Here is a 14,593-nt window from a genome sequence, read left to right as displayed (position 1 = left end):
TTAATTGCTAACATTTTTACTTCCTAAAACTAATGTCACATGATTAGAACGTTTTCTAATTCTGTGTGCACGACCTTGTGGTGCAGGTCTTAGTCTTTTTAACATTCCTGCGCTATCTACAAAAATTTCTTTTACAAATAAACCTGCATCTTCAATGCTTGAATCTTCATTCTTAGCTTGCCAGTTTGCGATTGCACTTAACAATAATTTTTCAAGATTTATAGATGCCTCTTTTGAGTTAAATTTTAAAATTTGAAGTGCTTTTTCAACTTCAACTCCTCTAACCAAATCAGCAACCAAACGCATTTTTCTTGGTGATGTAGGACAACCTGTAAGCTTAGCAAAAGCTAATTGCTTTTTCTCCTCTTTTATCTGTTGTGCTCTTATTTTTTTTCGAACTCCCATGATTACCTACTTATTTTTTACCTTTATTTTTTGCACCTGCATGTCCTCTATAAGAACGAGTTGGTGAAAATTCTCCTAATTTATGACCTACCATGTTTTCTGTAACATATACCGGTACAAACTGACGACCGTTATGAACAGCAATTGTTTGTCCAACACTATCTGGAGTTATCATAGATGCTCTAGACCAAGTCTTAATCACCGATTTCTTTCCAGATTCTAGGTTTGCTTCAATCTTCTTCTCAAGTTTATGAAAAACGTAAGGTCCCTTTTTTAATGAACGTGCCATATCTTAATTATTTTTTTCTACGTTCTATAATATACTTATTACTCGCTTTGGTCTTAGATCTTGTTTTGAATCCTTTTGCTGGGATACCATTTTTAGATCTTGGATGACCTCCAGAAGATTTACCTTCTCCACCACCCATTGGATGATCAACAGGGTTCATCACTACCGGTCTTACTCTTGGTCTTCTACCTAACCAACGAGATCTACCCGCTTTACCAGATACCAATAATTGATGATCTGAATTAGATACTACTCCAATTGTTGCTTTACAAGTAACAAGAATCATTCTTGTCTCACCTGAAGGCAATTTAACCGTTGCATACTTACCTTCTCTCGCCATTAATTGAGCAAAAGAACCAGCACTACGAGCTAAAACAGCTCCTTGACCTGGATGTAATTCAATACAAGAAATTGTTGTTCCTAACGGGATATCATTTAACAACATAGTATTTCCAACATCAGGAGTAGCTCCTTCGCCAGAAATAATAGTTTGTCCAACTTGTAACCCATTCTGAGCTATAACATATCTTTTCTCTCCATCTTTGTAAGAAACTAACGCTATAAAAGCAGTACGATTTGGATCATACTCAATAGTTTTTACTGTTGCAGGAATACCATTCTTATCTCTTTTGAAATCGATAATACGATATTTCTTTTTATGACCACCACCTAAATGGCGCATAGTCATTTTACCGCGATTGTTTCGACCTCCAGATCTTTTATTCGGAGCTAATAAATTTCTCTCCGGCTTATCAGCAGTAATGGTGTCGAACCCATTTACCACTCTAAAACGCTGACCTGGTGTTATTGCTTTTAATTTTCTAACTGACATTTTTATCTTTCTTAGATATTGCTATAAAAATCAATACTTTCTCCTTCAGCTAATTGAACTATTGCTTTTTTATAAGCTCCTTTCATTGCTTGCACAATACCACTCTTAGTGTATTTTGTATTACGTTGAACAGGATAATTCATAGTTCTAACACTCTCAATTTCCACACCATATGCTTTAGCTACAGCATTTCTAATCTCAAGTTTATTAGCATTTTTGTTTACAACAAAAGCATAACGATTATATAATTCGCTATCATTTGTTGCTTTTTCCGTTATAATAGGTTTAACTAAAATATTCATATCTACTACCTATTTACTTAAATTAGATTCAATTCCTTCTAAAGATCCTTCAGAAAGAATAACTTTATTTGCATTCAACAATTCATAAGTACTTACCCCAGAGCAAGTTACTGTTTTTGAACGTTTTAAATTGCGCGATGACAAATATACATTATTATTTGATTCAGCCAACACTAATATAGATTTTTTGTTTTCTATACCTAGTGCACGTAAAACCTCTGTATAATTTTTAGTTTTTGGAGTTTCAAAATTAAAGTCTTCAACAACTATAATATTGTTCTCTTTTGCTTGAATACTAAATGCGGATTTACGAGCTAATCTTTTTAAATTTTTATTTAATTTAAAAGAATGATCTTGTGGTCTTGGTCCAAAAATACGACCTCCTCCTCTAAATACAGGAGATTTAATACTACCTGCACGAGCGGTACCAGTACCTTTTTGCTTCTTAATTTTTCTAGTACTACCAGAAATTTCAGCGCGTTCTTTAGCTTTACTAGTTCCTTGTCTTTTATTAGCCAAAAATTGCTTTACATCTAAATATACCGCGTGATCATTTGGCTCAATTCCATATACAGCATCAGAAAGTTCAACTTTTCTCCCTGTATCTTTTCCTTGTATGTCTAAAACTGATACTTCCATTATTTCTGAATGATTACATAAGCGTTTTTATGACCAGGAATTGCTCCCTTAACCACAAGTAGGTTCTTTTCAGCAACCACTTTTAAAACTCTTAAATTTTGAACTGTTACTTTCTTTCCTCCCATTCTACCTGCCATACGCATTCCTTTGAATACTCTTGCAGGATAAGATGCAGCACCAATTGATCCTGGAGCTCTTAAACGATTATGTTGACCATGAGTAGCTTGACCTACACCGCCAAAACCGTGACGTTTTACAACACCTTGAAATCCTTTACCTTTTGATACTGCTGATACATCAACAAACTCTCCTTCAGTAAATACTTCAACTGTTAATTCATCTCCTAATTTGTGCTCCTCATCAAAACCTTGAAATTCGATAACTTTTCTTTTGGCAGTGGTTCCAGCTTTTTTAAAGTGACCATCTAAAGCCTTATTAGAGCTTTTTGCCTTCTTGTCATCGAAACCTAATTGAAGTGCAGAATAACCATCTACTTCTTCGGTTCTGACTTGGGTAACTACGCACGGACCTGCTTCGATTACTGTACAAGGAATATTTTTCCCGTTTTCATCAAATAAGCTGGTCATTCCGATTTTTCTTCCTATTAACCCAGACATTTTTAAATTTATTATTAATTATTATTCTATTTATATTCAATAAAACAGGGTTGAAAATAATTCAACCCTGAATATATTTTCTTTCCGTTTTTCCCTCGACAACCGCTTAGGACATGTAACCAATTATTATTGGCTTTGAGAAATTAAACTTTAATTTCCACTTCAACTCCACTTGGAAGTTCTAATTTCATTAAGGCATCAATAGTTTTTGATGATGAACTATAAATGTCTAATAATCTTTTATAAGAACTTAATTGGAATTGCTCTCTTGATTTCTTATTTACGTGCGGAGAACGCAATACCGTAAAAATCTTTTTATGAGTTGGCAATGGAATAGGGCCATTAACAACAGCTCCCGTATTCTTTACCGTTTTTACAATTTTTTCAGCAGATTTATCTACTAAATTGTAATCGTACGATTTTAATTTTATTCTAATTTTTTGACTCATCGTTTATAATTTAGAGATTAACCTTTTGCTTTTGCTATTACTTCTTCAGCAATATTTGTTGGACACTGCTCGAAATGTGAAAATTCCATTGATGATGATGCTCTACCCGATGATAATGTTCTTAATGTAGTAACATATCCAAACATTTCTGATAATGGCACATTTGCTTTTACAACTTTAGCACCAGCTCTGTCTAACATAGCATTAACTTGCCCTCTTCTTCTATTTAAATCACCAACTATATCACCCATATTTTCTTCTGGTGTAACAACGTCAATCTTCATAATAGGCTCAAGGATTACAGCTTTTGCAGCTTTCGCAGCAACTTTATATCCCATTTTAGCAGCTAATTCGAATGATAATTGATCTGAATCGACAGCGTGGAAAGATCCATCATATAATGTAATTTTCAAACTATCCATTTCATATCCAGCTAAAGGACCATTCTTCATTGCCTCCTTAAATCCTTTTTCTACAGATGGAATGAATTCTTTAGGCACATTACCTCCTTTAATCTCATTTACAAAAATCAAACCTGTTTCATCCTCTCCAGCAGGTTCCATAATAAATTTGATATCAGCAAATTTACCACGTCCACCAGATTGTTTTTTATAAACTTCACGATGATCAGCTTTTGCCGTGATCGCTTCTTTATATTCTACTTGAGGTTGACCTTCGTTTACTTCAACTTTAAATTCACGCTTTAAACGATCAACAATTATCTCTAAGTGTAACTCACCCATTCCAGAAATAATAGTTTGACCAGAAGCTTCGTCTGTTTTAGCTGTAAAAGTTGGATCTTCTTCAGATAATTTACTTAAAGCCATCCCTAATTTATCAACATCCGCTTTGGTTTTAGGCTCAACAGCAATACCAATTACCGGATCAGGGAAATCCATAGATTCTAATACAATTGGATTTTTCTCATCACACATTGTATCTCCTGTTCTAATATCTTTAAATCCAACACCAGCACCAATATCTCCAGCTTCAATATAATCAATAGCATTTTGTTTATTAGAATGCATTTGATAAATACGTGAAATACGTTCTTTTTTTCCAGAACGAGTGTTTAGAATATAAGAACCCGCATCTAAACGTCCTGAGTATGCTCTAAAGAATGCCAATCGACCAACAAAAGGATCAGTTGCAATTTTAAATGCTAAAGCCGCAAATGGCTCTTTTACATCAGGTTTACGTAATTCTTCTTCCTCAGTATTTGGATTAATTCCAACAACACCTTCTTTATCAGTAGGTGAAGGTAAGTATCTACATACTGCATCTAATAAAAACTGAACACCTTTATTTTTAAAAGCAGAACCACAAACCATTGGAATAATTGACATGTCCATTACAGCAGCACGCAAAGCAGCGTGAATTTCATCTTCTGTAATAGAATCTTCATCTTCCATATATTTTTCTAAAAGATTCTCATCATAAGCAGCAACCTCTTCTATAAGTTTACCACGTAATTCGTGAGCTTCCTCTTTTAATTCTTCAGGAATTTCAACTACATCAAATGTAGCACCCATTGTATGGTCATGGAAAATAATTGCGCGATTCTTAACTAAATCTACAATTCCTTTAAATTGATCTTCATCTCCAATATTAATAACGATAGGTACTGCATTAGAACCTAACATTTCTTTAACTTGTGTACAAACAGCTAAAAAGTTAGCACCTTGACGGTCCATTTTATTAACGAAACCAATTCTAGGCACACTATAATTATCTGCTAATCTCCAGTTAGTTTCAGACTGTGGCTCTACACCATCAACCGCACTAAATAAGAATACCAAACCATCTAACACACGTAAAGATCTATTTACTTCTACAGTAAAATCAACGTGACCCGGAGTGTCAATAATATTAAAGTGGTATCCTTTGGCTTCTTTTGTTGGTTGCCCATTCTCAGTTGGGAATTGCCATTCACAGGTTGTAGCTGCAGAAGTAATTGTGATACCTCTTTCTTGCTCTTGCTCCATCCAATCCATTGTTGCAGCACCATCATGCACTTCTCCAATTTTGTGTGAAACCCCTGTATAATAAAGAATTCGCTCTGTACATGTAGTTTTACCTGCATCAATATGAGCTGCAATTCCAATATTTCTTGTATATTTTAAATCTCTTGCCATTATCTAATTATTAAAATCTAAGGTGAGAGAATGCTTTGTTAGCATCAGCCATTTTATGAACATCCATTCTTTTCTTAACAGCAGCACCTTCTTCTTTTGCAGCAGCTAATACTTCAGCAGCTAAACGCTGAGCCATAGATTTTTCATTTCTTTTTCTTGAATAAGAAATCAACCACTTAATAGCCATTGATACTTTTCTATCTGGTCTAATTTGCATAGGAATCTGAAACGTTGCTCCACCTACACGACGGCTACGTACTTCAACCTGAGGCATTACATTACTTAACGCGTCTTTCCAAATTTCTAATGATGATTTCTCATCATCTTGTTTCTTTTGTTCTACGATATCTAAAGCATCGTAAAAAACTTTAAAAGCTACAGATTTTTTACCATCCCACATTAAGTTATTTACAAAACGTGTAACTAACTGATCGTTAAATTTTGGATCTGGTAAAAGAACTCTTTTTTTCGCCTTTCTTTTTCTCATGTCTTTACATTAAAGTTTTTAAATTACTTTTTAGGTGCTTTTGTACCATATTTAGAGCGACGTTGTGTTCTTCCATCAACACCTGCAGTATCTAATGCTCCACGAACAATATGATATCTAACTCCTGGTAAATCTTTAACCCTTCCACCTCTAACTAATACTATCGAGTGCTCTTGTAAATTATGTCCTTCTCCAGGAATGTAGGCGTTTACTTCGTTACCATTTGTTAACCTTACCCTTGCAACTTTACGCATTGCTGAATTTGGTTTTTTTGGTGTAGTTGTGTAAACACGTGTACAAACTCCTCTTCTTTGAGGACATGAATTTAAAGCAGCCGATTTACTCTTCTTAGTTATTTTGGTTCTTCCTTTTCGTACTAATTGCGAAATTGTTGGCATACTAAAATCTTGTTATTAATTGTTTTTTTAATTCTTAGGTTTTTTCTAAGAGTGCGCAAATGTACAAATAATTTATTGTTAATCAAATATGTAGATATTTTATTTTTCAAAAATATTTATACACGGTATATAAGTAGTATATTCACACCTTAATTTTAACTGTTTTGAAGCTTTTTTTTAAAATATTCACTGTTGTGGTTTTCTACTTGCTTTCCGTAAATATTGGAAGCTGCCAAAATTATGAATTAAAAATTGATGCAGCAGAAAGTAAAAATACTTACATCGTTGAATCACTTTTTTACAAGAAAAAACATACAAATAAAACTGAATTAAATAATGAAATAAATAATTTTTCAGAAAAATTAGTTTTAAAAGGTTTTATCAATAACAACTATTCAATCGTTGAAAATGCACATACATATATATGTACATTTAAATTAAATAAACAATTTAAAAGAATTAAAATTTTCTTTGAAAAATCCGATTTAGAAAATAGACTCCTAAAACAGCTTTCGAAAAAACATGGAAATAATAACTTTGAAATTCCTATTGAAAATGTGGAAAATTCGTTAAATAAAATTAAAGATAATCTTATAAAAAAAGGATATTCATTTTCAAAAGTTTCATTGGAGAATCTTCAAGTTAAAAATAACATCATTATTGCAGATCTTACAATTAAAAACACACATAAAAGAACTATAGATAAAGTGGTAATAAAAGGATATACTGATTTCCCTCAAAAATACATTTCTAACGAACTAAATTTAAAAAAGAACAATCTTTTCAATAAAGAAAATCTAAACTCAATTGAAAAACAACTAAATTCAATTTCTTTTATTGAACAATTAAAAAAACCAGAAGTATTATTTACTAAAGATTCTACGATTTTATATTTATACTTAAAAAAACTTAAAAGAAATCAATTTGATGGATTAATAGGTTTTGCAACCGATGAAACAACAAATAACTTAAAGGTAAATGGTTATATTAATCTATTACTTAATAATACATTTAATAACGGCGAATCTTTTAATTTAATATGGAAAAATAGTGGAAATGACCGAACCTCATTAAATTTAAACTTCATAAATCCATACATTTTTAAAAGCAAGTTTACTTTTAAAGGACTATTAAACATACAAAAAAACGACTCTACCTTTATAAATAGGAATACTGAGCTTGGTATTTCATACTCCCTTTCGAAAAACCAAACTTTTGGAGGGATCGCAAATTTTACTAGCTCCAACACCTTAACAAAAACTGCAATTGACAATTATGAAGATTATTCCAAGAATTTAATTGGCTTCTCATATCATATTAAAAAACTTATAAACAACACAAATTCATTTTCTCTAGACTTTAACTATTTAATAGGTAAAAGAGCCAATTATTTAAATAAAATAAAACAAACGAAACTTGAATTAAATACTCATTTTTTAAAATCAATTAATCCGAAGAACAGACTTTACTTAAAAAATACAACACAAATACTAAACTCAGACAATATTTACCAAAATGAACTATTTCAAATTGGAGGAATAAACTCAATTCGAGGATTTAACGAACAAAGTATTTTAACCTCAAGTTATAACATTTCATCAATTGAATTTCAATACCTTCTAACAGACTCAAACTTTTTTTATACGGTTACAGACATTGGCTTCATAAAAAACAACCTTTTAACAGAATTAAAAAACTTATTAGGTATAGGGCTTGGATATAATTTTAGACAAAAAAATACTAACATTAATTTAAGCTATGTTATTGGTAAATCTAACTTAGATTCGTTTAAAATTAACAACGCAAAACTTCACATTAAATTAACATATCTTTTTTAATTTTAATATAATCTTAACAAATTAACAAATTGAAAGCAACCTTTTAAAAAAAAGAGTATCTTAGTAACAAGAAATCATCTTAACAAATTGCACTCCCAAACACAATAACTCTGTAGATTATCATAATTATGTAGTAATTTAACATCTTTTAAGATTTTAACAGATAAAAGTTTGGAATATTAACAATTTATTAAGATTTTTGACCTAATTAATTCAAATAATTATATAATGAAAACAAAGTTTAATGGTTTATTGACGCTTTTACTAGCGTTAGTGGTGCAGATTTCATTTGCACAGGAAAAAACTGTTACTGGTAAAGTTTCCGACGTAAGCGGTCCATTACCAGGAGTAACAGTAATTGTTAAAGGTACGAATTCAGGTACTCAAACTGATTTTGACGGTAATTATTCTATCAATGCTGCTACTGGTGCTGTATTGCAATTTAGTTATATTGGAATGCAAACAACTGAAAAAACAGTTGGAGCTTCTAATTTAATTAATGTTACAATGCAAGAAAGTGCACAAGCATTGAAAGAAGTAGTAGTTACTGCATTTGGTATTAAAAGAAATCCTAAAAGTTTAGGATACGCAGTAAGTAATGTTGCGTCTGACGAAGTCTTAGAGAATTCTGAGCCAGATTTAGTTCGTTCTTTAGGTGGTAAAGTTGCCGGGGTTAACGTAAACTTTTCAACAGGTGTTGCTGGGGCCTCAAACCAAATAAATATTAGGGGTGCAACTACTTTTGGTAGTGCTTCTCAACCATTAATTATTGTTGATGGTATTGCTTATGACAACTCACAAGTATCAACTTCTAGTCAAACAACTGGTGGTGGTGGTTATGAGTCTGGACTTGGATCATTAGACCCTAATGACATTGCTAAAATAAACGTTCTTAAAAGTACCGCAGCAGCGGCACTTTATGGTTCAAGAGCAGCAAATGGGGTTATTGTAATTACTACTAAATCTGGATCTTCAAACAATGCAGGTGGAAAAGTAAAAGTTAATGTTAATTCAGGTACTTATTTTGAAAACATTGCTAACTTACCAGAGTATCAAAACACTTATGGTAACGGAGTTAATTTTGAATATGTAAATGCTAACGGTTCTTGGGGACCACGTTTTGACTCACAAGAAACAATTCCTACTTGGGGAAATTTACTTGATGCATTCCCAGAATTAGGACCTACTCAACCTTATGTTGCGCAACCAGACAATGTTAAGAATTTATTCCAAACAGGTGTAACTACAGACAATTCTGTAAACGTAACTTTAGGAGGAGAAAAAGCTAATTTTAGTGTTACTATTTCTAAATTAGATCAAGAAGGTTATATTCCTTTCAATACATATGATAGGTTATCAGGAGCTTTCGGTGGTAATTTTAAAATTAATGACAAATTCACAGTAGGAGCCTCTGTTAGTGCTTCTGCAACTGATCAGGTTGGAGGATTCTTTGGAGAAAATCAGTATGCTGGTTCATCTTCTTCATTTGCTCGTACTTTATGGTTAGGTAGAACTTGGAATACTAATTTACCTTATACACATCCTGAAACTGGAGCATCTGTTATTCCTAACGGTGGTTGGGATGACCCAAGATGGTCTTGGGAACATGATCAAATTTTAACAAGTACTAAAAGAGAGGTAGCAAACTTTAACGCTTCTTACGTTTTTAATGATCATATTTCTGCATCTTATAGAGTTGGTATGAACAATTACTATTTAGATAGACTTGAAATTAGAGATTTAGGTTCTCGTTCAGATAATGGATTAGGAGCAGTTACTTCTGATATTTATAGTAATAAAGATATTGAATCAACACTTTTAGTAAATTTCGATTACAATTTAGCTGAAGGTTTAGATTTAAAAGCTATTATAGGTAGTAACGTTTTACAAAACACTACAAATAGACATTCTATAATTGGTAACACTTTTAAAGAGCCAGGTATATTTACAATTGCAAATCAAACAAACATTCAAGTTCCAGTTCCTGCTTATGCAAGATCAAGAACAGCGGGTGTTTTAGCTGAGATTGGATTATCTTACAAAGATTACTTATTTTTAAACGCTACAGGTAGAAATGACTGGAGTTCATCTCTTCCAAAAAATAACAATTCTTACTTCTACCCATCTGTTTCAACTTCAGTAATTTTCACTGATGCATTTAACTTAAATAGTGATGTGTTAACATTTGGTAAATTTAGAGCTGGTTACGCATCCGTTGCAAGATCTGCTCCTGCTGAATTTTTAAATAAAACTTTTGCAGTTGGTCAAACTTGGGCTGGTCAAAATAGAATTGGAAATAGAACATCTTTAGGTGATACAGATTTAACTCCTGAGTTTACAAAGGAAATTGAAGTAGGTGTTGATTTAGAATTTTGGCAAAGAAGAGTTGTAGTTGACTTTAGTTGGTATAAAAAGAATACAACAGATTTAATTTCTCAAGTAACTGTTCCTAGTTCAAGTGGATTTGCTGCTTATAACACGAACATTGGAGAAATGCAAAATAAAGGTATTGAAATTGGGTTAACACTTGTTCCAGTTCAAACTGATGACTTTAAATGGTCTTTATTTACAACGTTTACTCAAAACAAAAATGAAGTTTTAGAATTAATAGAAGGTTTAGACAGAATATCATTTAACGCAAATGAGGTTCCACATGCTATTGTTGGACAACCATTTGGTGTATTCTATGGTTCACAATTTGCACGTGATGCTAATGGAGCTTATTTAATCAACCAATCTGGTGGTGGTATTGTTCAAGATTTAGAAAACGGTATTATTGGTGATCCAAACCCTGATTTTAAAATGAGTTTTATTAATACTTTAACTTACAAAAATTGGAGCTTAAAAGGACAATTTGACTGGAGAGAAGGTGGAGATGTTCAAAGTACAAGTATGGCAGCTTTATTAGGTAGAGGTGTTACTAAAGATACAGAAGATAGAGAACATACTTTTATCATTCCAGGTTATTACGGAGACGGTAATGGACAACCAATATTAGATAGTTCAGGAAACCAAATCCCTAATACTACTCAACTTTCAATGAATGAATTGTACTTTTCACCTGCCGGAGGTAATACATTTGGTATAAACTCTGTAGACGAGGCAACTGTTTATGATGGAACTGTATATAGATTGAGAGAGTTAAGTTTAGCTTATAAATTTCCATCTAAATGGATTGAAAAAACACCGTTTACTAGTGCAAGTATAACTGCTGTTGCAAACAACTTGTGGTATTTTGCACCTAACGTACCAGAGTATACAAACTTTGATCCAGAGGTTACTAGTTTTGGATCTACAAGATTACAAGGTGTTGAGATTTCAGCTGCACCAACTGCTAAACGTTATGGATTTAAAGTAAACTTAACATTTTAAAACAATTACAATGAAAAAAATATTAAATACATTTTATAAATCTAAAATCTTTATTGCTGTTATAAGCTCTTTCGTAGCTTTGAGTTGTAATGAATTTTTAGATGTAGATACGGACACTGATAGTCCTACAGTAGCTGCAACTACGGAGCTACTTACTAACATTCAATTAGGCTTGTCAAGCACTAATGATTTTGATCTATACTCGGGTAATATTCTTATCACATATACGCACCAATTTACTTTTCGTGAAGAACAAGATCAATATGGGGCAAAAGCTGATAATATTAACATGAATAATGAGTGGGACAACACTTATTTAACACTTACAGATATGGAAACATTATTTGCCCAAGCAGAAATTGATGGGGATTTAGTGCATGCTGGTGTTACAAAAATAATGAAAGCTTATTTAATGTCTGTTACGGTTGATTTATGGGGTGATGTTCCTTACTCTGAAGCAACACAATTAGAGTTTGGTATAGTAAGTCCTAAATTTGATGATCAAGAAGAAATATACGCAAGTATATTAGCTTTAATTGATGCTGGAAAAGCTAATGTTTTAAGTGGGCAAGGTACGCCTCTTGGATCAGAAGATTTATTCTATGCTGGAGATACTGAAAAATGGGTGAGATTTGCAAATACTCTAAAATTTAAGTTGTACAACCAACTTAGATCAACAGCATTGTTTAATCAATCTGATTTAGATGCTCTTGTAAGTGAAAATAACTTTTTCAAATCAAGCGCTGATGACTTCCAATTTACACACAGTCCAACACAATCACCTTTAGATGAAAGAAATTCATTGTTCTTAGATTGTTATGGTGGAACACAAGTTAGTTATTACCAAAGTCCTTGGTTCTACGAAATATTAAAAGGAATGAATCCTAATATTTTTACAGGATATGAGGACCCTAGAATTCCTTATTATTTTGTTAATCAATTAAAACCAGGAGAATTACCACCAGATCAAGGTAATGCAGAAACAGGTGACCCTAATGCAGATTATTGGGATGCATCAACGGGATTCTTTAGTATTAGATTTGGTAGTATTGGCCCAGATAGAGATCACGCTGTTCAAAAATCAGCTTCATTCCCTGGTATTTTCCCTTGTGGTGGATTCTACGATGATGGTTCTGGACCAACAATTACTATTGCTAGTGGAACAGGAGTTGCTCCTAAGAGAATTTTAACTTATGATGAATTCTTATACATTCAAGCTGAATTAATTCACGATGGTGTTATATCTGGTGATGCAAGTGCTAAATTAAAAGAAGCTATGACTGCAAGTTTTGCTAAAGTTGATGAAGTTGTTTTAGGTACTGGTACTTCTCAAACAGTTCCTGTTTTAAGTGGTACTCCAGAAGTTACTAGCTTTATTGATGATATTATTGCTGAATATGATGGAGCTTCAGCTGAAAAACAATTAGAAATAATAATGACTCAAAAATGGGTAGCTACATTTGGAGATCCTATGGATCAATATAATGACTATAGAAGAACAGGATATCCTGTTTTAGCTAATCCATTAGGAGCGTCTCCAGAATATCAATTAAACAATGACGATGGATTCCCATTAGATGATGGTGTAACTGTACAAAACAATGGTTTCCAACAATCATTTTTCTGGCCACAAGCTGAGTTGAATACTAATGAAAATGCACCTAGTCAAAAAGATGCAACTTCATATACAATATTTTGGGCGAACTAAAAAAATATATAAACATGAAAAATTTAAAATATATAATTTCAATAATTATGATCACACTGTTCTTAGGAGCGTGTGAGAAGGACGGAGGGACCTCTGTAATTGATTTACGCGTTGGTGCGGTGCCAAACATTGAAAAATTAAGTGATTTGGATGCTACTATCAGTTATAGTAAATTATTACAAGGAGAAGACTTTAACATTGGTCTTAAAATGGAAGTTGCACAAGGTGATGTTACTTCTGCTGATTTAGTTGGGTTTTATACTACGGTAGATGGAGATCTTTACGGTCCTGCTACTTTAGTTTCAGGTGTAAGTAGCTTCCCTACAGAAACTACTTTTAACAAAACTTCAATTGTTAATGCTTTTGCAGAATTAACAAGCCCTGATGATATTGCTTTTGGTGATAATTTAACAATTACAGCAAAACTATATTTAGCAGATGGAACGTTTATTAACATGTATAATGATGATGGTACTCGTAATTATGGATCTGATGTTCACACATCAACTCAATATACTACGGTAGTTTCATATGATGTTGTATGTGATTTTGATGCTGCACTTACGGTAGGAGATTACATCGTATACTCAGACGACTGGGGATATCCAGAAGCTAATGTAACTATAGAAGCTGATCCTAGTGACCCTTATAAATTATTTATAGTTGGTCTTGCGGAAGGTGAAGGTCTTCCAGGTAATGGTAATAAAGTTGAAATAAACATCAACCCAAGTGACTTTACTATTACTGGTCCTAAAACCATTATTGCCGCTGACTTATCTGCTTGGGGATTACCATATGTAGATTATTCATATACACCTAATGATGGGGTTTATAAATCTTGTACTGGTGATTTTGAAATAAACTTTGCTATCAACGTATCTATTGGAGGATGGGGTCCACAAGCCTATTTCTTCACACGAGCAAATTAATAAAGAATTAATTTTATAACAGAAACCATTTCATAATTAGTTTTATGAAATGGTTTTTTTTTATATACATTTTAACTAAGAAAATCACACAGTTAAATTCTTCAAAGCCATCTTCATAATATGTTTTTTTATATATCTAATATTTCAATATAATTACCTTTTTAATGTAATACTTTTATTATTTTAAACATAT

14 protein-coding genes are annotated in these 14,593 nt (G+C 32.5%); 4 read left to right on the top strand and 10 right to left on the bottom strand.

Translation table 11 applies throughout. The annotated features are described in order from the left end of the window. The 10 genes from rplV to rpsL all read right to left on the bottom strand — a co-directional run bounded on the left by rplV (nt 1) and on the right by rpsL (nt 6,553). Nucleotides 1-405, bottom strand: coding sequence for a 50S ribosomal protein L22 (gene rplV / locus Q0776_RS14710; protein ID WP_298369836.1), 405 nt, complete (start codon nt 403-405; stop codon nt 1-3). 10 nt (nt 406-415) lie between these two features. Then, nucleotides 416-694, bottom strand: coding sequence for a 30S ribosomal protein S19 (rpsS, locus tag Q0776_RS14705; RefSeq protein ID WP_111708144.1), 279 nt, complete (start codon nt 692-694; stop codon nt 416-418). Nucleotides 695-701: 7 nt separating this feature from the next. Further along, nucleotides 702-1,526 (bottom strand): 50S ribosomal protein L2, encoded by an 825-nt coding sequence (rplB, locus tag Q0776_RS14700; protein WP_298369830.1) that lies wholly within the window; start codon nt 1,524-1,526, stop codon nt 702-704. A gap of 11 nt (nt 1,527-1,537) precedes the next feature. Beyond that, nucleotides 1,538-1,828, bottom strand: coding sequence for a 50S ribosomal protein L23 (gene rplW, locus Q0776_RS14695; protein WP_298369828.1), 291 nt, complete (start codon nt 1,826-1,828; stop codon nt 1,538-1,540). A 9-nt stretch (nt 1,829-1,837) separates the two neighbouring features. Further along, nucleotides 1,838-2,467 (bottom strand): 50S ribosomal protein L4, encoded by a 630-nt coding sequence (rplD, locus tag Q0776_RS14690; protein WP_298369825.1) that lies wholly within the window; start codon nt 2,465-2,467, stop codon nt 1,838-1,840. Continuing rightward, nucleotides 2,467-3,084: a 50S ribosomal protein L3 gene (gene rplC / locus Q0776_RS14685; protein ID WP_298369823.1), complete on the bottom strand. Its 618-nt coding sequence runs from the start codon at nt 3,082-3,084 to the stop codon at nt 2,467-2,469. The genes rplD and rplC overlap by 1 nt, the downstream gene beginning before the upstream one ends. Before the next feature lie 143 nt (nt 3,085-3,227). Beyond that, the gene (rpsJ, locus tag Q0776_RS14680) at nt 3,228-3,533 is read right to left on the bottom strand and encodes a 30S ribosomal protein S10 (RefSeq protein ID WP_070237956.1); all 306 of its coding nucleotides are present in this window, start codon (nt 3,531-3,533) and stop codon (nt 3,228-3,230) included. Between the two features lie 17 nt (nt 3,534-3,550). Then, complete coding sequence (gene fusA, locus Q0776_RS14675; protein ID WP_298369820.1) at nt 3,551-5,668, bottom strand: elongation factor G; 2,118 nt, start codon at nt 5,666-5,668, stop codon at nt 3,551-3,553. A gap of 10 nt (nt 5,669-5,678) precedes the next feature. Continuing rightward, nucleotides 5,679-6,155 carry a 30S ribosomal protein S7 gene (gene rpsG / locus Q0776_RS14670; RefSeq protein WP_298369817.1) on the bottom strand — a complete coding sequence of 159 codons (477 nt, stop codon included), beginning with the start codon at nt 6,153-6,155 and terminating at the stop codon, nt 5,679-5,681. Nucleotides 6,156-6,178: 23 nt separating this feature from the next. Next, nucleotides 6,179-6,553, bottom strand: coding sequence for a 30S ribosomal protein S12 (gene rpsL / locus Q0776_RS14665; RefSeq protein ID WP_068206887.1), 375 nt, complete (start codon nt 6,551-6,553; stop codon nt 6,179-6,181). Between the two features lie 164 nt (nt 6,554-6,717). Between rpsL and Q0776_RS14660 the strand changes: the two genes are divergently transcribed. From Q0776_RS14660 to Q0776_RS14645, 4 genes are all read left to right on the top strand, one after another. Further along, nucleotides 6,718-8,391, top strand: coding sequence for a POTRA domain-containing protein (locus Q0776_RS14660; RefSeq protein ID WP_298369814.1), 1,674 nt, complete (start codon nt 6,718-6,720; stop codon nt 8,389-8,391). Between the two features lie 228 nt (nt 8,392-8,619). After that, nucleotides 8,620-11,763 (top strand): SusC/RagA family TonB-linked outer membrane protein, encoded by a 3,144-nt coding sequence (locus Q0776_RS14655; protein ID WP_298369812.1) that lies wholly within the window; start codon nt 8,620-8,622, stop codon nt 11,761-11,763. A gap of 10 nt (nt 11,764-11,773) precedes the next feature. Beyond that, the gene (locus Q0776_RS14650; protein ID WP_298369809.1) at nt 11,774-13,471 is read left to right on the top strand and encodes a SusD/RagB family nutrient-binding outer membrane lipoprotein; all 1,698 of its coding nucleotides are present in this window, start codon (nt 11,774-11,776) and stop codon (nt 13,469-13,471) included. A gap of 14 nt (nt 13,472-13,485) precedes the next feature. After that, nucleotides 13,486-14,400, top strand: coding sequence for a hypothetical protein (locus Q0776_RS14645; RefSeq protein ID WP_298369807.1), 915 nt, complete (start codon nt 13,486-13,488; stop codon nt 14,398-14,400). The last annotated feature ends 193 nt before the right edge of the window (nt 14,401-14,593 follow it).

This window comes from uncultured Lutibacter sp., assembly GCF_947495725.1.
Lineage (GTDB): Bacteria > Bacteroidota > Bacteroidia > Flavobacteriales > Flavobacteriaceae > Lutibacter.
This window is presented reverse-complemented; position numbering and strand designations above follow the sequence as displayed.